Below are 24,850 nucleotides of genomic sequence, written 5' to 3' on the forward strand. Positions count from 1 at the left end.
GGAGATGTCGTCGTCACCTGCCACGCCTGCTCCGATCTCCGAAAACTCGGGCGCAAGGATAACTCGGCGTCGCTGGCCCCGGCTCAGCTCCCGCCAGTGCGGGCACCAGCGCGCAGCGAGTCGATGGTGAGGTCGAGGACGGCTTCGAGGTGGTCGATCTTTCCGGTGGAGAGCAGCAGCAGCACACCGCCCTGGATGCCGGCGAGCAGTGCCGCGGCGGCCCGGTCGGCGTCGAGGTCCGGGTCGACGTCGCCGGTCGACTGCATGTGCCGGATCCCCTCGGTGATCGCCTTCTGCCAGCGCCACATGAGCCCGGTCACGATGGCCTGCGCGCCGGGCGCCCGTCGGCCGGTCTGGCCGAGCAGACCGTTGAGGGGGCACTTCACCCCCTGGGCGAGGTACCGCTCGATCAGTCGGTCGCGCCAGGCGAGCCAGGCCGGCCAGGACGTCAGGTTGCTGAGCATCGGCTCCTGGTCGAGGAGCACCTGGTCCGCCTCGTGCTGGGCCACCGCGAGCAGCAGCCCTTCCTTCCCGTCGGGGAAGTAGTGGAAGAGCTGGCCCTTGCTGGTGCCGGTGTGGGCCATCACGTCCTCGAGGCGTACCTCGTCGACGCCGCGCTCGCGGATCTCGGCGGCGGCGCCGGCGACGATCCGCGCCCGGGTCGCCTCGCCCTTGCGGGTCAACGCCCGTGTCATGCGACCTCCTGGGTTCGGACTGCCGGTCCAACCTATCTCGGTTTTTGGACTTGCAGGTCCATTTTTGCCGAGCAAAGGTCGGGAACGCGCGGCCCGCAGCGGGCCGGCACCACGATCGGGAGGGCACCACCGTGAACCACTACTACCTGCTCGGGCGGTCCGGTCTGCGGGTGAGCCGGCTGGCGCTGGGCACCATGAACTTCGGCGTCGACGGGTTCCACGCCGCGTACGGCAAGACCGAGGAGGAGGCCGAGCCGATCTTCCGGCAGTACCTGGAGTCGGGCGGGAACTTCATCGACACGGCGGACTTCTACACCGCCGGCGAGAGCGAGAAGATCCTCGGCCGCTTGATCGACCGGGCCGGCGTCCGCGAACGACTCGTGCTCACCAGCAAGTTCACCAACACCGTCGACCCGAGCGACCCGAACGCGAGCGGCAACGGCCGCAAGCACATCATGCGGGCCGTGGAGGCTTCGCTGCGCCGGCTCGGCACCGACTACATCGACCTGTACCTGCTGCACACCTGGGACCGGATCACCCCGGTCGAGGAGGTCGTGCACACCCTCGACGACCTGGTCCGCGCCGGCAAGATTCGCTACGCCGGTCTCTCCGACGTACCGGCCTGGTACGCGGCGCGGGCGCAGAGCTACGCCGAGGCACACGGGCTGGCTCCGATGATCAACCTTCAGCTGCCGTACTCCCTGGTCAGCCGGGGCATCGAGGCGGAGTACGTAGCGATGGCCCAGACCATGGGCATGGGCCTCACCGCGTGGAGCCCGATCGCCAGCGGCTTGCTCAGCGGCAAGTACCGGCGCACCGGTGACGGCCTGAGCGGGACCGGCCGGTTGACCAACCCGGGCACCGGAGGTCGCCAGGTCAGCGCCAGCGAGTGGAAGGTCATCGAGGCTCTGGAGAGCGTCGCCGCCGACCTGGGCCGCAGCATGGCCCAGGTCGCGATCAACTGGGTCGCCACCCAGCCCGCCGTCGCCTCGGTGATCATCGGGGCGAGCAGCGCCGAACAGGTCAGCAGCAACTTCGAGGCGCTCGACGTCGAGATCCCGGCCGATGCCCGTCGCCGGCTCGACGAGGCCAGCGCGCCGGAACTCGGGGCGCCCTACGTGATGTTCACCCCGCAGTACCAGTCCTGGGTGGTGAGCCCCGGCCTCGGTATCGGCGACAAGCCGGCCGGCTACGCCCCACCGGTCTTCAACAGCGCCGCCGCCTAGAACCTCGCGCGCAGCACGCCGCCGGCCCCCAACCCCCTGCCCCGCGATCTTGCACTTGCTGTCCCGGCATAAGGGGCGTCCCACTCATGTCGACAACCAAAAGTGCAAGATCGGCGGGGTGGGGCGGGGCGGGGCGGGGCGGGGTGGGGCGGGGGCGGGGGCGGGGGCGGGGGCGGCGGGGTTACCGATGGGTCGGGGCGTCGTTCGTCGGCGCTGGCTCGCCCTCGTAGAGGGCGACGTACCGTCGGCGCCACTCGTCACCGTCGGCGCCCAGGGCAGCGAGGTTGAGGGTGTTGTGTTCGACGCCAAGCGCCGCCGGCAGGGTGCACACCCGCAGCGGTATCGCGTTCGCGTCGGCGATCCGGCGCGGCACGTCGACCGCGGCCCTCAGGTCCACCACGCCGTCGAGCGGGCTGATCGCGACCGCCGCGGTCCGCAGACCGGTCCGCCGGGGCGGGTTCGGCAGAGTACGGGCGATCGTCAGGTACTGGGTGACGGCGGCGAGGGAGTATCCGCGTGACGTGACGCGGTCCCGGAGGACGCGGCGCCCGTACAGCACGATGAGCGGTTTCACCGCGTAGGCCGGCGCCTGTCGCGGGTTCGGACCGAAGAACGGCGACAGCAACAGCAGATGCCGTACGACGTTGCCCGGCACCTGGGCCAGCCAGGCGGCGAGCACGGCGCCGCCGGAGATCCCCACGACGCCGACCTCGTCTCCCAGCGCCGCCGCGACGGCCCAGCCCTGCGCGGCGTACGTCGTCAGCTCACCGGCCTCGACCCGGTGGTGGGCCCGCCGGTCGACGGTCCCGTGCTGGGGCGCCCGGGGAACCCAGACGTTGTACCCACTGTCGAAGAACTTCTCGGCCAGCCCCTCGTACTGCTCGGGCGCGAGGGTGTACCCGTGCAACAGCAGCACGGCCCGGCCGGTCCGGGAGCCGTGGCTCAGCAGGCGACTGCGCGACTCCGGTCGCACCTCCGGATCGGCCGTCTCGGCGGCGATCATGGCCGCGGCGGCACGGGTGGCCGTGTCGAAGTCGAGCGGTCGGGCCGGCGGGACCCGTAGCCCACGGCGGCCCACCGGCCAGAGGTAGAGCCCGGCGACCGCCGCCCCGGCAAGCGCCAACCCGCCGACGAGGAGCGCGATGATCTCCGGCATGGGCAGATGCTGACAGGGGCCGCGCTCGACGCCGGCTGAGGGGGTGCGCCCGGGTGACCGGGCGCACCCGGTCAGCTATTCCTGGCTGTTCGGCGGCGCGAAGACGACCCGGGAGCGCAACTGCCGAAAGCCGGTCCGCTCCAACTCCGCCAGCACCGCCACCCGGTGGGCGTCCACGTCGGCGATGACCTCGCGGGCACCGCCGACGGCCAGCACCCGGACCGCCTCGGCCAGCAACTCGGGTCGGACGGCCTCGTCGAGCAGGCCGAGATAGGCGATGAGTGGAAAGCAGGCGTCGCCGGCCGTTCCGACCAGGCCCACCGGCTTACCCGCGTCCATCGCGACGCGCCATCCGTCGAGGGCGTCGCCCAGCCAGGCGAGCGGATCGGTGGCCAGGTCGACGCCGCCGACAGCTAGTGCGTTCTCGACGCCGGTCAGTACGTCCGGCTCGGCGATCCTGGCGACCAGGGCCTTGACCTCCGCGACGTCGACGGGGGCGCGGAAGTCGTACCGTCCGGAGGACGCCGGTAGGGGTGTGCCCGTCCAGGAACAGCGGAGCCGCTCCCCCCGCTCGACAAGCCCGGCGAGCCGGGCGGCCCCCATGGGCGCCCGCACCACGGCCAGCACCTCGGGCCGACGCCGCCAGTGCGCCGGCAGCGCGGCGTGGTACAGACCGGGACCGCCTAGTGCCTGGTGGGCGGCGCGCAGCAGCTCGGCGCCCACCTCCGGCTCGGCGTCCAGGTCGAACCGTTCCAACCACGGGGCACCGACGGCGCCCGGCGGGAGGACCCAGGCTGCCCGACCGACCACCCGGTCGGCACGGAGGGCGACCCAGGTGCGCTCGGGACGGTAACCGCCGCCGGCGATCCCGTCGGCGTAGGCGACCTGGCGCAGTTGCGGCAGCGGATCAGGCATGGAGTCGAACAGGTTTTCCTCGCCCGCGACGAGCGGACGGATGACCAGATCAGTCATGGGTTGGTCCTCCGGGAAGCGCGCGCCCCGGATCAGATCCGCGCGGACGCCGGAGCGCGGAGGGGGCGCAGAACATCGGACATTGTTCTGACCTCCTTCCAGCTCGACGGCGTGCCCGACGACCATACGCGCAGGGGTCGCCCGCTCGCAACGGATCGTCACAGCGTCGGGTTGGTCTCCGCCCCACGCTTGTGGGCACGCTGGTCGTACACGGTGATGCCGGCCAGGATCACCGCCGCGACGGCCGCCACGGCGACCGGCGGGAGCAGCACCATCGGCGGAGCCGCCACGGCGAGCGCCACCGCGCCGTAGTACAGCGCCCGACACCGCGGCGCGGATCGGTCCTCCCGCTCCAGGGCGCTCCGCCCGATCAGGAACAGCACCGGGCCGCCGAAGATGATGGCCACCAGTGCCCAGTCGATCGGCGGGTGCGGATCCTCGATGACCTGACCGAAGCCGACGGCGGTGCAGATGATGCCACCGACGATCAGCAGCAGGCTGTAGCTCGCCCACCGGGACAACTGGATCCCCTCCCCGCTCGGGGTCGAGGCATGGCCGGACCTGACGTGGTAGAAGTAGATCCGCCAGAACGAGACGACCACCACGAACGAGGCGACGAGGACGATGGTTCCCTCGGTGGTGAAGCCCGGGAAGCTGACCGCGGCGCCGGCTTCGAGCACCACCTCGGCGAGAGCGATCATGAAGAACTGGTTGTACCGCTCGGCGAGATGCTCCTGCGAGACGGTGACCCTCAGGCTGTTCAGCTGTCTCCGGCCTATTCGGGGAAGGGGGTAGGTGGTGGCGGCGCCGATCATCTCGATGGCGAGGGCGATGGTCCAGAAGATGCCTCGACCGAGACCGCCGCTGATGCCGCCACTGATCCAGAGCACGCTGGACGCCAGGTGCCAGGTCAGCACCCGGAGCGAGAACGTGTGCGCCGGGTGGCCCCGTAGGGCGAACGCCAGGAAGAGCGGTCGGCCGACCTGGATGACGACGTAGGTGCAGGCGAAGACGACGCCGCGTTGGCCGAAGGCCTGCGGCAACGTGACGGCCAGCACCAGCGTGCCGAACATCGTCGCCAGCAGCACTGCCTGCAGATCGGGGCGTCGGGGGTCGTAGGTGCTCGCCAGCAGGGCGTTGAGCGACCAGATCATCCACATCGCCGTGAAGAACAGGACGGTCTGGCCGGCCTCGGACAGCAGTGTGTGCCGGACGATGGTCAGGTCGTCCGCGACCCGCCCGGCGAGGCGGGCCAGCGCAAAGACGTAGACGATGTCGAAGAGCAGTTCCAGGACGGTCGCCGAGCGAGGGCTCTTGCTTTCCCCAAGCCCACGAAAGAACTCGGTGCGCGTCAGCACGGACGGCGAGACAGCTCAGCCGGCCAGGGCCGCCGGCACGGGCACACCACTGTGGTGACCCTGTTCCGCTGCCATCGTCCCCGAGCCTCCCTCGCCGACCGGCCCCGCTTGATCCCTATCTGCGTATTTTATCCATCTTCATCGGGTCTCCGTCGCTGATGGCGGATACCGGATCGGCGGTACGCCGGATCATCTGTGCCGTCACCCTGCGGTACGAGCCCGGGTCGACGGGGAACAGCCACTGCCGGGCCCGGGTCAGCGGGCCGACGTTGAGCCCCAACTCGTCGAGCACCTCGTCGACGTTGTGCATCGAGAACGGGATGATGTTCGTGCCGCGAGCGTGCCGTCCGTTGGTGCGCTTCGCCATCCAGAACAGCCGGGCGCGCACCTCGTCGCGCATCCGGACCTCGGTCGGCAGCGCCAGACCACCCCGCAGGTACGCGGCCGTCCAGACCGCCGCCATCTCCGCGCTGAGCGGGCTGAAGAACGACGAGTTGTAGCCGGCGAACGTCAGCCTCGGCACGCCGATCGGCAGGATCTGCCGGTAGAGCATGAAGTTGCCGGCGTCGTCCTGGAGCCGGGCGTGCAACGCGTCGTCGAAGAACGGCACGTGCTGGCGGAAGCCGGTACCACAGATCACCAGGTCGGCGGGGAGCACAGTGCCGTCGGCCAGTCGGGCGGCGGGCCGGCCACCGTCGACCAGCAACTCGGTGATCACCTGCTCCCGGTGCACGGCGATGCGGCCGTCGGTGACCCGCTCGAAGAAGCCCTCGGTGGCGAGGCTGACAGTGCTGCGGGCAATGTCCTCGAAGCTGCCCTTGGGCACGAGACCCAGCTCGCGCAGGTTGAACTGCCGGGTCGCTACCGAGCCGACGCTGTCGACCATGCGTTGGCGCAGACCGTTCCCCGGGCCGTGCAGGAACCGCTCGAAGCCCCTCAGGTGCAGGTAGCGGAAGAGCGCCTCACCCATCCGGGTGAGCAGCAGGTACTTGTAGTTGAGCGCACCGCCGAGCTTGCGGGGCATCTTCCAGAGCAGCTCGCGCGCCACCACATGGGTCTGGGCGGCGACCTCGCTCACCGGGACCGCCACGTCGCAGGACGACTTGCCGTACCCGACCACGAGGACGTTCTTACCCCGGGCCGACTCGATGTCGTGGAACTCCCCCGTCGCCACGACGCGCCCTCCGGCGGCGGTGAAGCTCGCCTGCCCGTCGAAGGACGGAACGAACGGGTCGCAGAAGATGCCATTGGCGACGATCAGGTGGTCGTACCGTTCCACGGTCAGCGGGGCCTGGGCGCCCGCCGGCCGCGAGGTCACCAGCCACCCGGTCTCGTCGTTGACCAACTCGGCCGAGGCGACCTCCGTGGACAGGCGCAGCGCGCTGGCCAGCCCGAACTTCTCCACGTAGCTCTCCAGATACCGCTGGACCTGTTCTCCCGACGGCCACTGCGGGTAGTCGGCGGGCATCGGCAGGTCGGAGAGGTGGTAGGTGCCCTTGTCGTTCTGGGTGTGCAGGCCGGGGTATCGCCGGGTGCGGCTCCACACCCCGCCGACGTCGGGCGCGCGCTCGAACACTGTGACGTCGAATCCGCTCTGCCGCAGCACCTTCGCTGCGCTCACACCGGCGAATCCGGCACCCACGACGGCGATCCTCATGGTCTCCTCCGAAGAACGAACGAACGGCGCCGGCGCTGACCGCCCGCGGTGGTCGCACGCTAGCGAGCAGACCGGGAAGGTCGCTATCCGCTCGACGCGGACGCTGTCCGCGGTACGCGACAGCACCCTTTTCCTGTCGGGTCGACGGCTTTCGGGTCTGGTCCGGCCCGGTCACGCCTTACGGTCAGCGCGACGGGACGCCCGGGAGGTGTCGGATGGATGCGGTGACGGTCCGGACGGACGACGTCGACCGGGCTCGCGCCGAGGTGGGTCGGGTCTTCTGTCCACACCGGCTCACCCCGCAGGCGGGTGTGCACAGCGTGCGACTGCGGATGGCGGCTCGCCGGGCGGGCGGGGTGGGCGTCATCGACCTGGACTACGGGCAGGCGGTGCGCATCCAACCGCCCGCGCTGGAGAGCTTCTACCTCGTCCAGATCCCCAGCGCCGGCAGCACGATGGTCCACCATGCCGGTCACAGCGTGACCTCGACCCGCGACGTCGCCTCGGTGCTGTCCCCGTACGACTCCTCGGACATGCGGTGGTCCGAGGGATCGCCCCACCGAATCTTCTACGCCGACCGGCGGGCCGTCGACCGGGAACTGGCCCGCCTGCTGGGCCACCCGGTGGACGACCCGGTCCGCCTCGACGTCGGCATGCTCATGACCACGCCGACCGCGCGGGCTTGGGCACGCGGGGTGGCGTTCCTCGCCGACGAGCTGTCCCAGCCGGCGGACGCGTCCCTGTTCGACCACCCGCAGGTAGCCGCCCGTTTCGAACAGGGGCTCATCGGCAAGCTGTTGCTGGCCCATCAGCACAGCCACTCCCACCTGCTGGCCGAGCCGGGCCAGCACGCCCACCCCGGGCGTCTCGTCCGCCGGGCCTGCGCCCTGATCTCCGAACACCACGGGGAGGCACTGACCGTGGGTGACGTCGCCGAGGCGCTACGGGTGAGCGTACGAACACTGCAGGACTGCTTCCGCCGTGAGTTGCAGACCACCCCGACCGCGTACCTGCGGGCCTGCCGGCTCGACGCGGCGCACCGCACGCTCCGTTCGGCCGCGCCGGGGGCGTCCGTGACGACGGTTGCCCTGCACCATGGCTTCGTGCACCTCGGCCGGTTCGCTACCGAGTACCGGAAGCGGTTCGGGGAGTCACCGTCGGCGACGCTGAGGCACTGACCGGGCCGTCCCGCGTCGTACCGTCCCGGCCCGATCCGTTCCAGTAGCGGCGGCACCGGATGGATCGCCGTCCACCAGAGCGCCGGCGACCTGTGCCCCACCGCCGGCTGCGCCCGGGTCGGACACGACCGCGTCCGCGTCCTGTTCCATCAATACAACGGCTGGGACCTCCGCCAGCTACGCCACTCAGCGGCCACCCACCTCGCCGACAAGGGCGTCCCCTGCAGCTCATCATGGCCAGAACACGGCACCGCAACCCGGGCACCGTCAGGCGCTACGTCAAGCCCGGTGCCGAAATCGCCAGTTGCTCGTACCACCACGCCACTGCGGTTGAGCGGAGTGTCAAAATCGTTGCTGTTACCGACGCACGTATCTTCCTATGAGCGTCAACGCTGACTTGACACGGAACAACCCGAGAAGGGTACGACCATGCCGGCAAGCCTCAGCTCGACCGACACAGAGTTCCTCAGCCGCGCGATCGAGATCTCACGATACGCACTCGAAGACGAGGGAAAAACCCCGTTCGGCGCCATCGTCGTCATCGGCACGGCGGTCGTCGCCGAAGGCACCAGCAGTGTGGTCGAACTGCGGGACCCGACCGCGCACGCCGAGGTCATGGCCCTCCGTGGGGCCGGCAAAAAGCTTCAACGCCACCTGATGCCCGACGCCACCATGTACGCCAGCAGTGAACCGTGCCCGATGTGCCTGGTCGCCTGCTACTGGGCGCAGATTCCACGGCTCGTCTACGGCGCGTCGAGTCACGATGTCGGCGCCTACGGTTTCGAGGACCTCCAGCTCTACCGCGAGCTGACCGTCGAATCCAAAATGCGGACCCTGCGCGTCGAGGCCGCAGAGGGCCCGCTCCACGACCAAGCCGCCGCAGTGCTCAAGTCATGGGCGGCCCAATTTCCGGAACCCGTCGTCCCGAAGCTGTGACCACGCCGCGTCACGTCATGATTCCCACCCACAGCGGGTTGCGGTCGCTGTACGGCCCGACGACGTTTACCTCGTGCGGGTCGAGCACGATTAAGCCGTCGGCGGCCCACGTTTCGAGCACCGGGTCCGGCGGCTGGGAGTCGATCCAGATCCCGTCCGGTGGGGCAACGGTCACCTGTCGTCCCGCCCTTGGAAGGATGACGAGCCGGATCAGGTAGTCGCACTCCGGCGCGTCGTTGCGGTTCATGCTTCCGGCCGCGCCGACGTAGGCAAGTTGCCGCCGCACCCTGGCTACCCAGTCCTCATGCTCGGACTTGGCCCGTTCATAGCCGATTTCGCCACCCAGGTCGCTCGGCGGGTCGTAGTGCAACAGCCGGCGGATCGCGATGCGCTGCGGAGCTCTCAGCAGCCGCTGGAACAGTGCCAGGTCCAAGGCGTCCCTGATACCGGCGGTCGCTGGATCGATGAGCCAGCGGTCCGCCAGTTGGACGATCCAGACCGTCTCGGCCGCCTCGACCGCGTTCGTGGCTTCCACCCACTGCGTGTCCGCGTCGTCAGTCACGGGCCAGCACCTCGGTGACGATGTTCATCAGCTCTCTCTCCTGGTCCGGTCGCGAGGGCAGCAGCCGCCGAGCGCTCGCCGTCCAGATGGAAGCCACGGGCTCCGCGGCGGTGAACGCACGGAGGGTGAACCGGGCCTGCTGCAGCGCCCCACCCAACAAAGGCGGCGGCAGCCGACGCAGAAACGCCTCAGCCTGCGGCGGTCGGTGCATTGCCAGCCGGATCAGCGCGGCCAGGACGACCGCGCCAGGGCGTTCGCCCAGGGACCGGATGGGAATCCGGCTCGGCTCCGCATGCCGGGCGTACGCGTCCTGGACGACATTTTCCACGCAGCGCCTCGTCGGCGCGCTAAGCAGCGCGTCGGCCACCCAGTCGAGCGCAGCTTCCTCATCAGCGAGGCAGTCGTAGGTGGCGAACATCGTCAACTGGCTGCGCAGATACCGCTTGTCGGTCGAGTAGTTCGCATCGGACTCCCAGCCCGCAGGCGGGACGAAGTTGCGGTTGCGAAGCCCCGCGATCACGGTGGCGGCTAGGTCGAGGCTGACGGTCCCCAGGCCGCCGCACCCGGTGACGAGGTCGCTGGCCGTGGCCGAGCGCTCCCCGAAGGGCCCGACCCGCCGCTCGATCTCGCTGAACACGCAGGCGTCGTCCCAGTAGTTGCCAAAGAACTTCTCGCCGGTCAGCACCTCGCAGAGGATGTACAGCCCAACCCCGGCCTGGCTGCCGCCGAACTCGCACAGGGTCGACAACCACAGCATGGCGGCGCGAGGATCGCTGAACCCATACGGCCAGGGGTCGTTCGGTGCCCGGAACAGGCCAGGCGGGTCCGGGTCGACGAATTGCACGATCCGCTGCCGACCTTGGCTCAGCGCAATGCCGATTTGGCGGCTTCCCGGGTCGCCCTGGTCGGTCTGCAGACGCTCCTGAGCGCACTGCTGCAGCCACGCGATCACGCGACACACCTGCCCGAGCGCCACCGCGGCAGCCACCTCGTCCCGCTCTGCGGCTGTCCGATTCGGGAACGTCAGCTCGCTGAGCCGCCAACTGGTCTGCAGCACACCACGCACCAACGGTGGCACCGCCGCGCGAGCCGCGTCACCGGTTAGCGACTCGAACAGCACCGACCGACCCAGCCGCTCCAGCAGGTGGGTGAGCAGAGCCAGCCGGTACCGTGCCTGATCGGCGGTCCGATCGTCCGGGCATCCGTCGACGATCTCGGTGACCCGCGCTGCGATCTCGGCCACGTCACCGCGATCGATAGAGTATTCAATCTCGTCGTTCAGGTCGGCCAACTCGTGGTGCTCCATCGTCGGCGTTCCGTCAGCCGCCGCCCGATGCAGCCGCCGGGTGGCCAGCCTGATCAAAATCTTCCGGCGTCCGGCCGCCGACCGGAACCGCATCAGGACCCACAGCGAGTCAAGTCCGAAGCCGAGCTGCACGACCGTGAGCACCGCTCCGACCGCCGTGAGACCCGAGCGCGACCAAATGTCGCCCGCCGCCGCACACGTGATCCCGACCGTGGCCGTCGCCAGCCAGGACATCGCGGCCATCGCCCGTATCAGGTCACTGAAGGACGGCCACCGGGTTTGCGGCGTGATCGTGACCGCGAACACGATGGTCACCGCCGTCAGCATGGCCGAGAACAAACCCAGGTCGACCTGCCATACCACCTCAGCCCTATCAGCCGGTGGTCCCACGTTCCGCAGCACGCACGCCGCACCCATGCCGGCAGCGACCGCAATGATTGCAGCCCTGGACAATTGCCGCCGACTGGCCACGAACATGGATCGAGCGGGCGGCATGCAAACTCCATTGCAGACACTGATCTAGGCGCCCAGAACCTACCAGCGTTGCTCGATTTCCGGGTGCCGTCGTGAGCGGGGAGGAGCGGTCCTATGGGTCACGGCTGCGGTCACTCCGCGCGACCCGCCCGCACCTCGCCGGCCGCCATCCCGACAGGCACGTTGATGCACGGGCCACGCAATTGGGCGGCGCTTCGCGGACGAAACTGTTATCCGGCCACGGCCGGCGAGTCTCCTGAGGTGAGGCGTTGGCGGGTTCCCCCGCCACCGCAGCATGGAACAGTGCTGCGACCACACACGAGGGAGTCGAGACGATGCGCGCAACCGGCCAGGGCGAAGCGGACGCCGCGAGGGGAAACCGGGGCGTCCACGCGGAAGCCCGACGTGGGATGCTCGGCCGCCTCCCGATCGGCGCGAGGCGTCTGCTGTGGCCGCTCCTCGTGGCCGCCGTGGTCGCCGTACTGGTGACCGGTGTGATCGTCGTGGTGCAGCCCACCGGGCCGACGCCCGCCCCGGCGGCGACGCAGGCGCTCGACGCGCCGCCACCCACGAGCCCGCAACCCGGCGCACCCACCACGACCACGCCCACCGCCACGCCGAGCCCGGCGGGGGCGTCACCGACGCCGACGCCGACGGCGAAGCCGACAACGGGACGTCCGGTCGCCCCGGCAGTCCCGGTGGCGACCTCGAAACGCAAGGGCGTCGGGGTGTGGACCTTCGACGGCGTCAGCCAGGCGCTGGCCAACTCCGGGGCGAGTTGGTACTACACCTGGGACGTGGCCCACCCGGGCGTCACCAGCCCGAAGGGCGCCGAGTTCGTCCCGATGATCTGGGGGGCGAAGAGCGTCACCGCCACCAACCTGCAACAGGCCAAGAAGAACGGCCGCTACCTGCTCGGGTTCAACGAGCCGGACCTGAAGGGTCAGGCGGAGATGACGGTCGAGCAGGCATTGGAGCTGTGGCCGCAGTTGCAGGCCACCGGCCTTCCGCTGGGTAGCCCGGCGGTGGCCTGGGGCGGCGACCGGCCGGGCGAGTGGCTCGACCGGTTCATGGCCGGGGCGAAGCAGCGCGGCTACCGCGTCGACTTCATCGCCCTGCACTGGTACGGCGGCGACTTCACCACCGCCAACGCTGTCAACCAGCTCCGGTCGTACCTCCAGGCCGTGCACGACCGGTACAAGCTGCCGATCTGGCTCACCGAGTTCGCCCTGATCGACTTCTCCAACGGCGTCCGCTTCCCCACCCAGGCACAGCAGGCCGCGTTCCTCACCGCGGCGACCCGGATGCTGGGTGGCCTGTCCTGGCTACAGCGGTACGCGTGGTTCGGCCTGCCCGCCACCGACAAGGACCAGACCGGCCTGTTCCGTACCGGCAGCAGCGCGACCGCCGTCGGCCGCGCCTACCAGGCGGCGCGCTGATCTACAGCACGTCGACGTGGTCCCGCCAGGAGTGTTGCGGCTCGTACCCCAACACCCGGCGGGCCTTGTCGATGCTGAGCAGCGTCTCGTGCTCACCCAACTCCTTACGGACCTCGACGCCCGGGTAGACCTCGGCCATCAGGCTGGCGCTGGACCTGCTCATGACGGTGTCGGCGTTGGCGATGACGAAGACGTCGGCACCGGGCTGGTCGTGCGCGAGAGCGCGCTCGACCGCCTGGGCGCCGTCGCGGGCGTCGATGTAGCCCCACAGGTTCCACCGGCGCAGCTGCGGGTCGGCGTCGAACGAGGGAAACGGCGCGTAGTCCTCGACGTCCATGACGTTGGAGAAGCGCAACCCCACCATGACCAGCTCCGGGTCCCACCGGCAGAAGTGCCGGGCCATCTCCTCCTCCAGGGCCTTGTTCAACGAGTACGTCGACTCGGGCCGCGGCGCGTACTCCTCGTCGACCGGCGCGTACGGCGGCGGGGTGTCGAACGGCAACCCGAGCACCGTCTCGCTGGAGGCCCACACGACCCGCTTGATCCCGGCCGACCGGGCCGCGGCGAACACGTTGTACGTCGCGGCGGAGTTGTTGGCGAAGGTGGTCGCGTTCGACATCAGCCCGGGGGCCGGGATCGCCGCGAGGTGCACGACCGCGTCGACGCCGCCCGCGTGCTCGTCGGCGCCGCCGGTGAACGCCTCCACCACCTGCCCGTAGTCGGTCAGGTCGACAAGCAGGAACTCGCCGTTCACGTCGCGTGGGTCGCGGCCACCGGCGCGGTCCACAGCCAGCACGTCGACGCCCACGGCGCGCAGGTGGGCGACCACGGCACGGCCGAGCTTGCCGGTGGCGCCGGTGACGACGACACGCCTGGGCAGTGTGGATTCGCTCATGACCACATCTTCGCCGCAGGCGACATCAGCCCGGCAGCCGGGTGGGCTCGGCCCGCCGCGCCGCGATCGCGATCCGAGCGCGATCGGGCGGGCGGGTGCGTAACGTGCAGGGGTAAACGTTGTCGCGACGAGGAGACTTCATGTCCAAGCCACCGCTTCCCGAGGCCGCGGTCGCCATGCTCCAGAAGCCGAACCCCGCCGTCATGACCACCCTTCGCAACGGTGGCCAGCCGGTGTCCGCCGCCACCTGGTACCTGTGGGAGGACGGCCGGATCCTGGTGAACATGGACGAGAGCCGCCGCCGGCTGGAGCACGTCCGCAACGACCCCCGGGTGTCCCTCACCGTGCTCGACGAGGCTGGCTGGTACACCCACGTCAGCATCATCGGGCACGTCGCCGAACTGCGCCCCGACGAGGGCCTGGCGGACATCGACCGGTTGTCGAAGCACTACACGGGCAACGCGTACCCACGCCGGGAACGTGCCCGGGTCAGTGCCCTGATCGAGATCGACCGCTGGCACGGTTGGGGCGCGCAGAAGGACAACAACCAGGTCGGCTGACCGCTGCCGTCAGCCCTGTCGCCTCGACGGCTGCCGTCGGGGCGACAGGGCACCGGCCGTCAGGGCGTCAGGGCGGTGGCGGACCGGGCGCCGACGCGGGTCACCAGGAGGCCGAAGGCCGCCGCGGTGAAGAACATGACGATGCCGTAGACGGCGCCCGGGATCGCCATCTGGGTGCTGTTGAGCAGCGCCGGGCTGAGCGCGATAGTGATGGCCAGGGTGCTGTTGTGGATGCCGATCTCGAAACCGGCGGCCGTCGCGGCGCTCCGGTCGACACCGGCGAGGCGCGGCACCCCGTAGCCGATGGCGAGGCTGAGCAGGTTGAAGGCGAGCACGGCCAGGCCTACCGAGACGAAGTAGTCGGCGATGTTCTCCCGCTCGCCGAGCACCGCGCCGGCGATCACCGCGACGAGTACGACGACGGAGATGATCCGGACCGGGCGGTTCAGCCGCTCGGCCAGGTGCGGCATCCGCGCCCGGATGAGCATGCCGATCGTGACCGGGACGAGCACGATGGCGAAGACCTGGAGCACCTTGTCGAACTGCAGGCCGATGCTCCTGCCGTCGGGCAGGAAGTACGCCGCCGACAGGTTGACCAGGATCGGCAGGGTGAACACGGCGAGCACCGAGTTGATGGCGGTCAGGGTGATGTTCAGGGCCACGTGCCCGCCGAACAGGTGACTGTAGAGGTTGGCGGTGGTGCCACCCGGTGACGCGGCCAGCAGCATCATGCCGACGGCCAGCTCGGGTGCCAGGTCGAACGCGAGGACGAGGCAGAAGCAGAGCGCCGGCAGGACCAGCACCTGGCAGACCAGGGCGATGACGGCGGCTCGTGGATGGTGGGCCACCCGGCGGAAGTCCGCCATTGTCAGTCCGAGACCCAGACCGAGCATGATGATGCCGAGGGCGACGGGTAGTCCGATCAGAGTCACGGCGGAGTCCATGGCACAACATCGTTACCACCCGGTAACGCCGTCACAATCCCCCATGTGGCTGGACGGCTCTTGACCCCGGAGGGTGATCGGCTTAACTTCATCAATCAGATAAGTGTCTTTACTAATTCTGCTTGATGTCTCGTGGGAGTGTGCCGATGCGACCATTCCGCCACCGCCGTCTCACCGCCGTCGTCGCCCTGGCGACAGTGCTGGTCACCGCCGCTCCGCCCACCGCCGCCAGCGCCGGTGACAACCACCAGCGCCGCACCGGTTACCACCGGGTCGGCTACTTCACCCAGTGGGGCATCTACGGCCGAGCCTTCCCGGTCAAGAAGCTCGAAACCTCCGGGGCGGCAAGTCGCCTCACCCACCTCAACTACGCCTTCGGCAACGTCAGCGAGGACGGCCGCTGCTATGTGGACGGTGGGCCGGGTGAGGGCGACGCCTGGGCCGACTACCAGCGTCCCGTCCCGGCCGAGGAGAGCGTCGACGGTGTCGCGGACGCACCGGGCCAGGCGCTCAACGGCAACTTCGGCCAGCTCGCCAAGCTCAAGGCCAAGCACCCCAAACTGCAGGTGCTGATCTCGCTGGGCGGTTGGAGCTGGTCGACGTACTTTTCGAACGCTGCCCGCACCGACGCCTCCCGCAAGGCGTTCGTGACGTCCTGCATCGACCTCTACCTCAAGGGGAACCTGCCCGGCGGTGACGGCGCCGCCGGCGGCCCCGGCGCCGGGGCCGGCGTCTTCGACGGCATCGACCTCGACTGGGAGTGGCCCAACTGGGAGGGTGAGCCCGGCAACGTCATCCGCCCGGAGGACCGGGAGAACTTCACCAAGCTGCTCGCCGAGTTCCGCCGGCAGCTCGACGCGTACGGGCGCACGACTCGCGCGCACCACCCGCTGACCGCGTTCCTGCCGGCCAGCCCGGCCACCATGGACGCCGGCTACGAGGGCCGCAAGATCTTCAAGTACCTGGACTTCGCCACAGTGCAGGGGTACGACTTCCACGGCGGCTGGGACGCACGGGCCAACCAGCAGTCGGCGCTTCGCGTCCCGGCGGGTGCCCCGGACAACCCGGACTTCTCCGTCGAGGTGGCCATCGACGGCTGGATCGCCCGTGGCGCGCCGCGGGACAAGCTCGTTCTCGGCATCCCCTACTACGGTCGCGGCTGGACCGGCATCACCGGCGGCGGCAACGGCCTGTTCCAGCCGGCCACCGGGCCCGCGCCGGCCACCTTCGAGGCCGGGTACGAGGACTACAAGAAGTTGAAGACCCTGGCCGGTAACGGCTACACGGTGCACCGCGACGTGCGCGCCGGACACGCCTGGTTGTTCGACGGTACGACGTTGTGGACGTACGACGACCCGGCGGTCGTGTTGCAGAAGACGCTCTACATCCGACGGGCCGGCCTGGCCGGCGCCATGATCTGGTCGCTCGACGGCGACGACGACAACGCCACGCTGACCAAGACGATCGGCCTCGGCCTGACCACCTGGTAGCCGTACGTGTGCCACCCGGCCCGCCGCCGGCCGACTCCTCGGCTGGCGGCGGGCCGCCGTGTCACGCCGTCGGGCTGCTGTTACCCGACGTGCCGAGGTGGACGTCGACGTCGGCGACCCCGGTCATCTGGTCGTACGCCCTGGTCTTGAGCCGGTTGGTCTGCACCTCGCCGTCGAGCAGCGCCGCCCGCAGAGCCTCCGCGTCCGCGATCTCCTTGCTGGTCACCGCGTCGGCCGCGGTCGTCGCACCCTGCACGACCTCCAGGTGAGTGCCGTCGGTGGGCATCAGCTCGGCCCACTTGGCCAGGCAGTAGACCCGCTCCGGCACCTCCTGGCACTCGCTGGTCAGGTCCGGCATTTCGTCGCCGGTGCCGAGGTGGCTGGTGCGGAACGCACCCAGTTCGTCGACGAACGCGGCCAGTTGCTGCTCCACGGCCGGCGCGAGCCGGGTCGCCACGGCCTTGCCGAAGATCCACCGCAGCGCGGCCAGCTCCATACCGGCCCGCACCGGAAGGTAGAGCTTCGCCCAGCTGGCGTTGAGGAAGTCACTCGGGTCGCGCTCGGGGGCGCGGGCGTCACCGGCTGACCACCAGCCGGGGTACGACACGAACGAGGCGCGCTCCCAGTCGAAGACGCGGTGCCAGAACTCGATCTCCCACGCCTCGTCCCGCACACTGGCCGGGAAGTGCGCCTCGACGATCTGCGAGACCATCTCGTTGACCGGCGAGAACCCGCCGCGCAGCCGCGCCTCGAACTCGTCAGCGGCCTCCTCCGCCGCCGCCAGCGCACCGTCGCGCTTGTCCTGCCAGTCCTGCAGGTCCGTCAGATAGCCCGCTACCAGCGCGTTGTAGGCGGCGTCGTCGGCGTTCTCGGCGACCAGCGTCGGGGTACGCCGGAACGTGGCGGCGAGCTGCACGTCGGCGCCGGGACCGGCGAGCCAGCTGGCCGCGCCGACGTGGATGCGTACCCGCAGTGCCGGCTGACCGTTGGCGTCGGTGACCACCGGAACGCCGACCACCCGAGCCGCGATGCCCGACGGCGGCCGGCGGGTGATCAGGGTCAGGTTCTGCCGAATGGCCTCGATGTCGCCGTCCCACTCCCACCCGCTGTCGAAGGCGACGTCGATGTCGTAGTCGGCGCTCATGTCGCCGGTGAATCCCCACTTGTCGAGTGTGACCACCGGGGAGTAGATGGTGCGGGTCTCCACGGCGGCCGGCACGCCGGGCGCCGGGGGCACCGGCTTGACCGGCATGGTGGGCAGCGCGGCGAGAGCGTTGTCTCTGATCCGCTGGCGCCCGTCGGTGATCTTCTTGGCGAACGCCAGCGCCGGGTCCTTCACCGTCGGCGCCCAGCACACCCGGGCACCGTAGCGTTCGTGGGCAAGCTCCAGCCGTTGCAGCACCTTGAAGTAGTGCAGCGTGATCGGCGTTGCCCGGTTGGGGTTGCGTACGGTCCGCTTCGAGGTCGACTCCATGCCGGTCTCGCTGACCAACTTGAAGTCGGTCTTGTGCTGGGTGCGGTAGCGGGCGGCGACCTTGGAGGTGGCGGTCTGACTGTCCTTGACCGCACGGCGGCTGGTCTCCTGGCTGGCCGCCGTCACGCTGCGTGTGTAGCCGATCGTGTGGCTGGCGTTGAAGGTGCCCCAGACGCCGGTCGGGCTGGTGTACTCGCCGGTGTGGCTGGCGTTGAGCCCCCAGGTGTCGGTGAGCGACTTCTGCCGCTCGAAGCCCTCCTGCAGTTCCGTGGTGAGCGCGCTGGTCAGCTCGACGTCGGTCTGCTTCTCCGTCTCGTCCTGCTCCTCCAGGGTCAGCTCACGCTTGGTGTAGGTGCGCTGCTCCAGCACCGCCTCCTCGCCGGGCGCGAGCGCCAGCGCGTAGACGTGCTCGCCGAGCGCGAAGCCCACCGGCCGGATCCGGGTCCGGTCGAGGAACGCGATGCCCACGTCGGACTGGAGCAGACCGGCGACGAACTCCGCCTCCTGGTCACCGAGGAGACTCTGGCGCCGGGCCGGCGGCTCGCGGTTGGTCATGCCCGAGTCCTGCCCCGGCAGCGCCGCCTCGGCGGCGTCCATGTCGTTGGCCTTCCACAGCCCCGACAGGCCGAGTTCCTTGAGCAGGTGCGGCAGCCGGTCAGGGGAGAGCCCGCCGTACCGCATCGCCTCGATCAGCGCCTGCTTGACGTAGAACGGCAGCAGGGGCGTCTCGCCGTCGTCGAAGGTGAGCTGGACCGGCACGAAGTAGTTGGAGTAGACGTAGCGGTCGGAGTGCGCGGTGCTGAACCCCAGCGTCGCCAGGTCCGCGTCGGCGACGACGACTTCACCCATCGGTGCTCCTCTAGAGTGGCAGTTTGAACAGTGTTTGCAGGCCCTGGTACGTCATCTCGTGCGAGGTGACGAAGAACCCGGGGAACAACTGGCTGAGGGCGGCCTGCCGGACGACGGTCTCCCGCACGGCGTGCGCCGTCAGCTCCTCCAGGCCGGCGACGACCTCAGCCGGCACCCCGCCCTTCCTGGCCCGCTGGTAGGCGTCCGCGATCGCCTCCCAGCGACCGCCGAACGCCTCGCCGAGGTCGTCGGCGACAGTGCCCCACGTCTTCTCGAAGCGCTCCAACTTCGTCGACGCGGTCCAGTCCACGTTGGTGACCCGGGCCGCCTCCGAGTCGACCAACAGCAGGTCGCTGCGAAGCTCACCGACGGTCGTGGACGCCTTCCAGCCGAACCGCTCGGCGAGGTGGGCGGCCAACGCCTTCTCCGCGCCGGCCGCGGACGGGCTCCGGGCGAACCCGACGAGGCGCAGCAGCAGGTCCCGGTCCGGGTGGCTGAGCAGGAGCTGGGCGACCGTCTGCCGTAGCACCGCGTCGGAGCCGCGCAGGGCAGCGGCCAGCTCCGGGTTGGCCGCGCGGACCGCCTCGACGACAGTGGCGAGTGACTTCTCCGCGAACGGCTGCAACCCCGGTGAACCAGCGACCAACTGGGCGGTGTCGGCCGCCATCCGCCGGTGCACCTGTTGGCCGAGCCGCCAGGGTTGCGCCTGCCCGGCCTTGCGCAGCGCGCGGAACTCCTCGTACGCGGCGGTCTGCAACGCCCGGTTGAACACGGTGGTCAGGCGCTGCTCGAGCTGGCGGGCGATGGCGGCCCGCACTGCGGCGGCCCGGATGTCTCGCGGGGTCTTGGGCGGTTTGAGCTCGCGCAGGTCCTCGACCCGCTTGATGATCTCGTCGAGCGCCTGGTTCAGCTCCGCTCGGCTGGCCGAGCGACCGGCCGACGAGACCGTCTCCGACATGCACGCCATCAGGACCGGCTTGCCGTCGGCGCTGATCAGCGCGCTGAGCCGGGCTCCCGCACCCGCCCCGGCGAACGCCTCGGCGTGCGCGGCCTGGTGGAACACGGTCAGGGTCAGCTCGGCATCGACAAGCAGCGTCCGGCCCTGCCGGAACAGCGCGTCGAGCACCTTCGGTGGAAACAGGGTACGCAGCACGGCCAGGCCTACCTGTGGTGTGGCCAGCAGTGCCGCCCGGCCGATCGCGACGAGCAGCGCGGCGATCTGGGTGGTCAGGAGACGGACCTCGGCGGCGGCCTCCCGGGCGCCCACGATCAGCAGCGGCACGTACCGGATCGCGGCGCGCACCGCCACGCCACCGAGTAGCCGGACCAGTTGGACCAGGCCGGTCAGCACCTGGAACAGGTCGCCGGCGATCCTGCCGAGCAGCCGGCCGGCGGCGAACGGGTCGAGTTCCTCCAGGTGCCGCCCGAATTCCGCTGCCCAGCCGCGCCAGAGCGTCAGCAGCCGCTCGGGCACGGTGCTCGGATCCAGCGCGGCCACGACGCCGGCCAGCGCCTCGCGGACGACGGTGGCCTGCTCGGCGAGCCGTTGCAGACCGGCCCGGGGGTCCACGGTGAGCACGATCAGGGTGGTCAGCTGCTCCTGCTGGAGGCGACCGACTAGCTGCACGAGTTTGCCGAGGTCGACCACCACCGTCGCGAACGACTCCCCGACGCCCACCAGGAAGCCGTCGAGGAACAGCTTCGGATTGATGCCGTTCCAGGCCGCGTAGTGGCGCATCGCGTCGAGCAGCGCGGGGTCGAGGCCGAGCAGGAATCGTCGGAACGCGCCATCCGTGTCGACGTCGGAGGCGGCCAGGTCGAAGAACGCCTCGGCCAGCCTGAGCCTCGCCAGCATCGCGACCAGGTCCCAGACGTTGTCGGCGGAGATCCGGCCGGTCATCGCCTGCAACACCCGGTCGTGGGTCATCGAGCGGGTGGCGTGCGCGTCCACCCAGTACCGTACGGTCAGCGCGACGAACTCCACCCGCGGATCCTGGGTGCGTCCACCGTAGACCGCCGCCCGGTTCTCGGCGGACACCCGCGGCACACTGAACCACTCCCGGATCATGACGGTCTCGCCCGTCGGCTGCCCCAACGTCCCCACCTCCTCCGGCGCAGTGCACTGTCCGGGCAGGGAGATTCGGGCGGTAGCGCTGGGTCGAGAACCCGACATCGATCCACTTCGGAGCGCCTGGCCGGGCGTCCGTGCAGCGATCGATATCGGTCATCGTCGCCTGGGTGGATAATCGGCCCGCGAGCGGCCGTCGGGTGCGGGCAGCGCGGTCGACCTGGTGAGGTCGGGGCCGCTCAGCGGTCGTTCGTCTCGACCGATGGTTGGTGATCGGCCAGAGCACGCACCGCAGCCTCGATGAGCGCTGTCACCTGATCCATGTCGCGAGCCCGGTGCACGTCCACCTCGGCCGACCATCCGTCGGGCCGGGTGAGTTTCACCGTCACATCATCGCGGCGGTGGGTCAGCCAGCCGGCGATCGCCTGCACCAGCACCATGGCGGTGCCCGCGTCGCTGGCCGCCACCCGCAGTTCGTCCGGGGTGTCCGCCGACATCCCGTCGGGGGGCGTCGTGGTCACCCCCTCCCGAAGCCGATCCTCGGCGCGCAGCCAGGACGCCAGCGAACGCCGAGCATCGGCGGACGGAAGATCCGGATGGACCGAGAGCGTGATCATCTCCGGCACGTCTCCTCCTCCCAGACGACGACAAGCCCACGCCACCATCCTGCCACTCCGCGTCGGGACCGGCACGCCGAGTAGTCAACTATATCGATCAACCCTTGACCGTCGTATCGGCGGTTCATAGGCTCCGGCCACTGCGCGGTTGTTCCCGAGAGGGGAAACACGACTCATGGTCCCATCGATGCGTCCGTTCCGGATGGCCCCCGCCAGGCGGCTGGCGAGTGCCGCCACGATCACGCTCCTGCTCGGCATGACTCCCCTGCTCGGCGGCACACCGGCCGCGAGCGCCGCCCAGCCCTCCCGGTGCAGCGACGACCCGACCGCCCGGTTGACCACAGTGCCCAGCCCGGACGCCGTGCTCGGCTTCCCGCTCGGCACGGGGCAGGAGCGGGTCGTCACCAACGACGAGGTCCGGACCTACCTCGGGGCCGTCGACCGCGCCTCCAACCGGGTCGTCACCGGCGTGATGACCACCAGCGTGCTCGGCCAGCCGCTGCCGTACGCGGTGGTGTCCAACGAACGCCACGTGCGGCCCGCCGCGCTACGCGAGATCGCCGACGACATCCGGGACCTGCGCGACCCGCGCCGGACCAGCGCGCGAACGGCCGCCCGGACGGCGAAGGACAGCCCGGCCATCGTCTGGGTCACCGCGAACGTGCACGGCGGCGAGAAGAGCGGCGCCGACGCGGCGCTCAAGACGCTGTACGAGTTGGCAGCGGGCCTGTCCTGCGCTGTCGCCCAGCGCAACGACAACCTGGTCACCATCATCGTCCCCACGCAGAACCCGGACGGCCGCGACGCGACCCGCCGGCAGAACGAGTTCGGCTTCGACCTGAACCGCGACTGGTTCGCCCGCACCCAGCAGGAGACCGACGGCAAGCTCGAACTGCTGCGCCGCTACCCGCCGCAGGTCTTCGTCGACGCACACGAGATGGGCGGCCGGCAGTACTTCTTCCCGCCCAACGCCGACCCGATCCACCACGAGATCGCCGGTGAGGCGGTGGACTGGATCAACCGCATCGGCGAGGCCAACAAGGCCGGCTTCGGCTTCAACGGGGCCTGCGACGAGAACGCCTTCACCGAGTGCTACTTCAACTACGACACGTACGACATGTTCTTCATGGGCTACGGCGACACGGTGCCGACCACCGGCTTCGGCGCGGCCGGCATGACGTACGAGAAGGGCAGCGCGTCGGCGGTGGCCGACCGGGTCCAGCAGCAGTTCCACACCCAGTGGTCGACGCTCGGCTGGGCCGCCGCGAACAAGCGCGAGGTGCTGGACGGCTACTTCGACATCTGGACCGACGCGCTCGCCCAGGGCAGGGCGGGCACGCTCGAACCGAACGAGGTGGTGCAACCCACAAACGAGGTCCAGTTCCCGGTGCCGGACCTCACCATCCGCTCGTACTTCCTGCTGCCCGACCGGCAGCTCGCCGACGTCCGCCAACTCGTCGAGCGGCTGCGCCGGATGGACGTCGAGGTGTACGAGGTGCAGAAGGCGACCCGGGTGCCCACCGCGCGGGTCTTCGGCGGGCGCAGCGCCACCAACGTGACGGTGCCCAAGGGCGCGTACTGGATCCCGATGGACCAGCCCCAGAAGCACTGGATCCAGGCCCTCATGGGCGAGGACCCGTACGTGCCGTTCCCGTACTTCTACGACGTGTCGTCCTGGAGCAACCCACTGCTGATGGGCATCAACACCATCTACACCGGAGACTCCGTCCGGCCGAGGGCCGAACTGGTGCGCAAGGTCTCCGGCGGTCGCACCGGTGCGGCGTGGCCCTGGGGCTCGTACACGTACCCGCTCGACTCGGCCGCCGCCGCGGAGTTCACCTTCAGCCTGCTCGGCCGTGGCGTACCCCTGGTCCGTGACCTCACGACCAGCACTGTCGCCATCCCGGCCGCCACTGTGAGTCGGACGGTGGACGGGCTGGCCGAATCCCTCGGGGTCAGCCTCACTCCGGGTGGTCGGCCCTCCGGCACCCGCCTCGACCTGCCCGACGTGGGGCTGTTCCAGGGCACCGGCATCTCCACCACCTCCGGCTCGCACGGCGAGGCCCGCTACGTGCTCGGCAAGCGGTGGGGGCTCGACCTGAAACCGGTCACCACTGCCGACATCAACGACAACACCGAGGCGTTCACCGGGCGTACGGTGCTGCTGGTGCCGGACGGCGGCAGCGCCACCGGCGGTCTGACCGCCGCCGGGCAGGCCAACCTGCGTGACTGGATCGGCCAGGGCCACACCTACCTCGGGCTGCGCAACGAGGGCACCCGGGTCGCCCGGGCCGCCGGGCTCACCTCGACCACGGAGAAGACCAAGCCGGCGGACTACCTGGTGATCGGCTCGCACCTGCGCGTCGACGTCGACCGGGACAGCCCGGTGGCGCTGGGTCGCCCGGCGGAGGACTTCGAGTTCAACAACAGCGACCCGATCCTCACCCCGAGCACCACCGGGACGAACGTGCTCACCTACCCGACCGGTGACACCTTCTGGGCCAACGGTTTCACAGTCGGGGCGGAGACGCTGAAGGGCACCGCGGCCGTCGTCGACGAGCCGACCGGCGCCGGTCGGGCGGTGCTGTTCGCGTTCAATCCGCTCTTCCGCGCGTACAACGAGAATGGTCTGCACCTGGTCGCCAACGCGCTGCTCTACCCGGCGACCGCCGCGTCGGACGCCCGGCGTCCGGCCGGGGTCGACGCGGCGCGCGCCAGCGCCGCCGCCGCGCCGGTGCCGCCGGACCTGGGCGGCGGGTGGCGGCCGATCACCATCCAGGTGGCGGCCGGCGACCTGCCCCGCACCCGGGCGATCGTCGAACGCTTCACCGCCGACGCGCGGGCGTCCGAGAAGAACGGTTCGGCGTACGTCGTGATCCCGAACCCGCAAGGGCTCCAGGTGGACGAACACCCGTTCGCAAGAGATCTGGTACGCGCGCTGAATGCCGCCAAGGTGCCACTGCGGTCGGTGGTGGGCTGACGGAGGCCACACAG

At 70.1% G+C, this 24,850-nt stretch carries 19 protein-coding genes; 7 read left to right on the plus strand and 12 right to left on the minus strand.

Features of this window, described 5'->3' with window-relative positions:
* Positions 1-83 precede the first annotated feature (83 nt).
* Positions 84-695 (minus strand): TetR/AcrR family transcriptional regulator, encoded by a 612-nt coding sequence (locus OHB44_RS20215; protein ID WP_210785280.1) that lies wholly within the window; start codon positions 693-695, stop codon positions 84-86.
* A gap of 131 nt (positions 696-826) precedes the next feature.
* On the opposite strand from OHB44_RS20215, the gene OHB44_RS20220 reads away from it, so the two are divergent.
* Entirely contained in the window at positions 827-1,921 is a 1,095-nt protein-coding gene (locus tag OHB44_RS20220; RefSeq protein WP_238683880.1) for an aldo/keto reductase, read from the plus strand.
* A gap of 181 nt (positions 1,922-2,102) precedes the next feature.
* On the opposite strand, the gene OHB44_RS20225 is transcribed toward OHB44_RS20220, so the two are convergent.
* The 4 genes from OHB44_RS20225 to OHB44_RS20240 form a co-directional block, all read right to left on the minus strand.
* Positions 2,103-3,077 carry an alpha/beta hydrolase gene (locus tag OHB44_RS20225; protein WP_330437859.1) on the minus strand — a complete coding sequence of 325 codons (975 nt, stop codon included), beginning with the start codon at positions 3,075-3,077 and terminating at the stop codon, positions 2,103-2,105.
* Between the two features lie 75 nt (positions 3,078-3,152).
* Entirely contained in the window at positions 3,153-4,049 is an 897-nt protein-coding gene (locus tag OHB44_RS20230; protein WP_330437860.1) for an acetyltransferase, read from the minus strand.
* A 158-nt stretch (positions 4,050-4,207) separates the two neighbouring features.
* Entirely contained in the window at positions 4,208-5,407 is a 1,200-nt protein-coding gene (locus tag OHB44_RS20235) for a low temperature requirement protein A (RefSeq protein WP_238683883.1), read from the minus strand.
* Positions 5,408-5,522: 115 nt separating this feature from the next.
* Positions 5,523-7,064, minus strand: a complete 1,542-nt coding sequence (locus OHB44_RS20240; RefSeq protein WP_330437861.1) for a flavin-containing monooxygenase — start codon at positions 7,062-7,064, stop codon at positions 5,523-5,525.
* Positions 7,065-7,288: 224 nt separating this feature from the next.
* Between OHB44_RS20240 and OHB44_RS20245 the strand changes: the two genes are divergently transcribed.
* On the plus strand, positions 7,289-8,242 hold the full coding sequence (locus tag OHB44_RS20245; RefSeq protein ID WP_330437862.1) for an AraC family transcriptional regulator: 954 nt from the start codon (positions 7,289-7,291) through the stop codon (positions 8,240-8,242).
* A gap of 429 nt (positions 8,243-8,671) precedes the next feature.
* Complete coding sequence (locus OHB44_RS20250; protein WP_330437863.1) at positions 8,672-9,178, plus strand: nucleoside deaminase; 507 nt, start codon at positions 8,672-8,674, stop codon at positions 9,176-9,178.
* A gap of 10 nt (positions 9,179-9,188) precedes the next feature.
* Here OHB44_RS20250 and OHB44_RS20255 read toward each other — a convergent pair whose 3' ends face one another.
* Together OHB44_RS20255 and OHB44_RS20260 are read right to left on the minus strand one after the other, a co-directional pair.
* Positions 9,189-9,740 (minus strand): hypothetical protein, encoded by a 552-nt coding sequence (locus OHB44_RS20255; protein ID WP_330437864.1) that lies wholly within the window; start codon positions 9,738-9,740, stop codon positions 9,189-9,191.
* Entirely contained in the window at positions 9,733-11,361 is a 1,629-nt protein-coding gene (locus tag OHB44_RS20260) for a hypothetical protein (RefSeq protein ID WP_330437865.1), read from the minus strand. Before OHB44_RS20260 ends, OHB44_RS20255 begins: the two co-directional genes overlap by 8 nt.
* Before the next feature lie 494 nt (positions 11,362-11,855).
* On the opposite strand from OHB44_RS20260, the gene OHB44_RS20265 reads away from it, so the two are divergent.
* Positions 11,856-12,959, plus strand: a complete 1,104-nt coding sequence (locus OHB44_RS20265) for a glycoside hydrolase family protein (RefSeq protein WP_330437866.1) — start codon at positions 11,856-11,858, stop codon at positions 12,957-12,959.
* A gap of 1 nt (position 12,960) precedes the next feature.
* Here OHB44_RS20265 and OHB44_RS20270 read toward each other — a convergent pair whose 3' ends face one another.
* Complete coding sequence (locus OHB44_RS20270; protein WP_330437867.1) at positions 12,961-13,854, minus strand: NAD-dependent epimerase/dehydratase family protein; 894 nt, start codon at positions 13,852-13,854, stop codon at positions 12,961-12,963.
* Positions 13,855-13,994: 140 nt separating this feature from the next.
* Here OHB44_RS20270 and OHB44_RS20275 point away from each other — a divergent pair, with 140 nt between their 5' ends.
* Positions 13,995-14,414 (plus strand): PPOX class F420-dependent oxidoreductase, encoded by a 420-nt coding sequence (locus OHB44_RS20275; protein WP_196926210.1) that lies wholly within the window; start codon positions 13,995-13,997, stop codon positions 14,412-14,414.
* Positions 14,415-14,473: 59 nt separating this feature from the next.
* Here OHB44_RS20275 and OHB44_RS20280 read toward each other — a convergent pair whose 3' ends face one another.
* Positions 14,474-15,358, minus strand: a complete 885-nt coding sequence (locus tag OHB44_RS20280) for a bile acid:sodium symporter family protein (protein WP_238683891.1) — start codon at positions 15,356-15,358, stop codon at positions 14,474-14,476.
* A gap of 146 nt (positions 15,359-15,504) precedes the next feature.
* Between OHB44_RS20280 and OHB44_RS20285 the strand changes: the two genes are divergently transcribed.
* Positions 15,505-16,848 carry a glycoside hydrolase family 18 protein gene (locus OHB44_RS20285; protein WP_238683892.1) on the plus strand — a complete coding sequence of 448 codons (1,344 nt, stop codon included), beginning with the start codon at positions 15,505-15,507 and terminating at the stop codon, positions 16,846-16,848.
* Positions 16,849-16,909: 61 nt separating this feature from the next.
* Here the strand turns inward: OHB44_RS20285 and OHB44_RS20290 are convergent, their stop codons facing one another.
* The 3 genes from OHB44_RS20290 to OHB44_RS20300 form a co-directional block, all read right to left on the minus strand.
* Complete coding sequence (locus OHB44_RS20290) at positions 16,910-19,171, minus strand: hypothetical protein (RefSeq protein ID WP_330437868.1); 2,262 nt, start codon at positions 19,169-19,171, stop codon at positions 16,910-16,912.
* 10 nt (positions 19,172-19,181) lie between these two features.
* Complete coding sequence (locus OHB44_RS20295; protein WP_330441259.1) at positions 19,182-21,275, minus strand: hypothetical protein; 2,094 nt, start codon at positions 21,273-21,275, stop codon at positions 19,182-19,184.
* Positions 21,276-21,478: 203 nt separating this feature from the next.
* A complete protein-coding gene (locus tag OHB44_RS20300; protein ID WP_266305130.1) occupies positions 21,479-21,856 on the minus strand; it encodes an effector-associated constant component EACC1 in 378 nt (125 codons plus the stop codon).
* A 187-nt stretch (positions 21,857-22,043) separates the two neighbouring features.
* Between OHB44_RS20300 and OHB44_RS20305 the strand changes: the two genes are divergently transcribed.
* Positions 22,044-24,836, plus strand: coding sequence for a M14 family zinc carboxypeptidase (locus OHB44_RS20305; RefSeq protein ID WP_330437869.1), 2,793 nt, complete (start codon positions 22,044-22,046; stop codon positions 24,834-24,836).
* Positions 24,837-24,850 lie beyond the last annotated feature (14 nt).

The organism is Micromonospora sp. NBC_00821 (assembly GCF_036347035.1).
Classification (GTDB): domain Bacteria; phylum Actinomycetota; class Actinomycetes; order Mycobacteriales; family Micromonosporaceae; genus Micromonospora; species Micromonospora hortensis.

Excerpts from the sequence above, each read along its gene's own strand:
- OHB44_RS20275 (WP_196926210.1), top strand. The coding sequence starts at position 13,995 with ATGTCCAAGCCACCGCTTCCCGAGGCCGCGGTCGCCATGCTCCAGAAG.
- OHB44_RS20280 (WP_238683891.1), bottom strand. The coding sequence starts at position 15,358 with ATGGACTCCGCCGTGACTCTGATCGGACTACCCGTCGCCCTCGGCATC.
- OHB44_RS20265 (WP_330437866.1), top strand. The coding sequence starts at position 11,856 with ATGCGCGCAACCGGCCAGGGCGAAGCGGACGCCGCGAGGGGAAACCGG.
- OHB44_RS20225 (WP_330437859.1), bottom strand. The coding sequence starts at position 3,077 with ATGCCGGAGATCATCGCGCTCCTCGTCGGCGGGTTGGCGCTTGCCGGG.
- OHB44_RS20285 (WP_238683892.1), top strand. The coding sequence starts at position 15,505 with ATGCGACCATTCCGCCACCGCCGTCTCACCGCCGTCGTCGCCCTGGCG.
- OHB44_RS20290 (WP_330437868.1), bottom strand. The coding sequence starts at position 19,171 with ATGGGTGAAGTCGTCGTCGCCGACGCGGACCTGGCGACGCTGGGGTTC.
- OHB44_RS20250 (WP_330437863.1), top strand. The coding sequence starts at position 8,672 with ATGCCGGCAAGCCTCAGCTCGACCGACACAGAGTTCCTCAGCCGCGCG.
- OHB44_RS20240 (WP_330437861.1), bottom strand. The coding sequence starts at position 7,064 with ATGAGGATCGCCGTCGTGGGTGCCGGATTCGCCGGTGTGAGCGCAGCG.
- OHB44_RS20215 (WP_210785280.1), bottom strand. The coding sequence starts at position 695 with ATGACACGGGCGTTGACCCGCAAGGGCGAGGCGACCCGGGCGCGGATC.
- OHB44_RS20270 (WP_330437867.1), bottom strand. The coding sequence starts at position 13,854 with ATGAGCGAATCCACACTGCCCAGGCGTGTCGTCGTCACCGGCGCCACC.
- OHB44_RS20305 (WP_330437869.1), top strand. The coding sequence starts at position 22,044 with ATGCGTCCGTTCCGGATGGCCCCCGCCAGGCGGCTGGCGAGTGCCGCC.
- OHB44_RS20300 (WP_266305130.1), bottom strand. The coding sequence starts at position 21,856 with ATGATCACGCTCTCGGTCCATCCGGATCTTCCGTCCGCCGATGCTCGG.
- OHB44_RS20230 (WP_330437860.1), bottom strand. The coding sequence starts at position 4,049 with ATGACTGATCTGGTCATCCGTCCGCTCGTCGCGGGCGAGGAAAACCTG.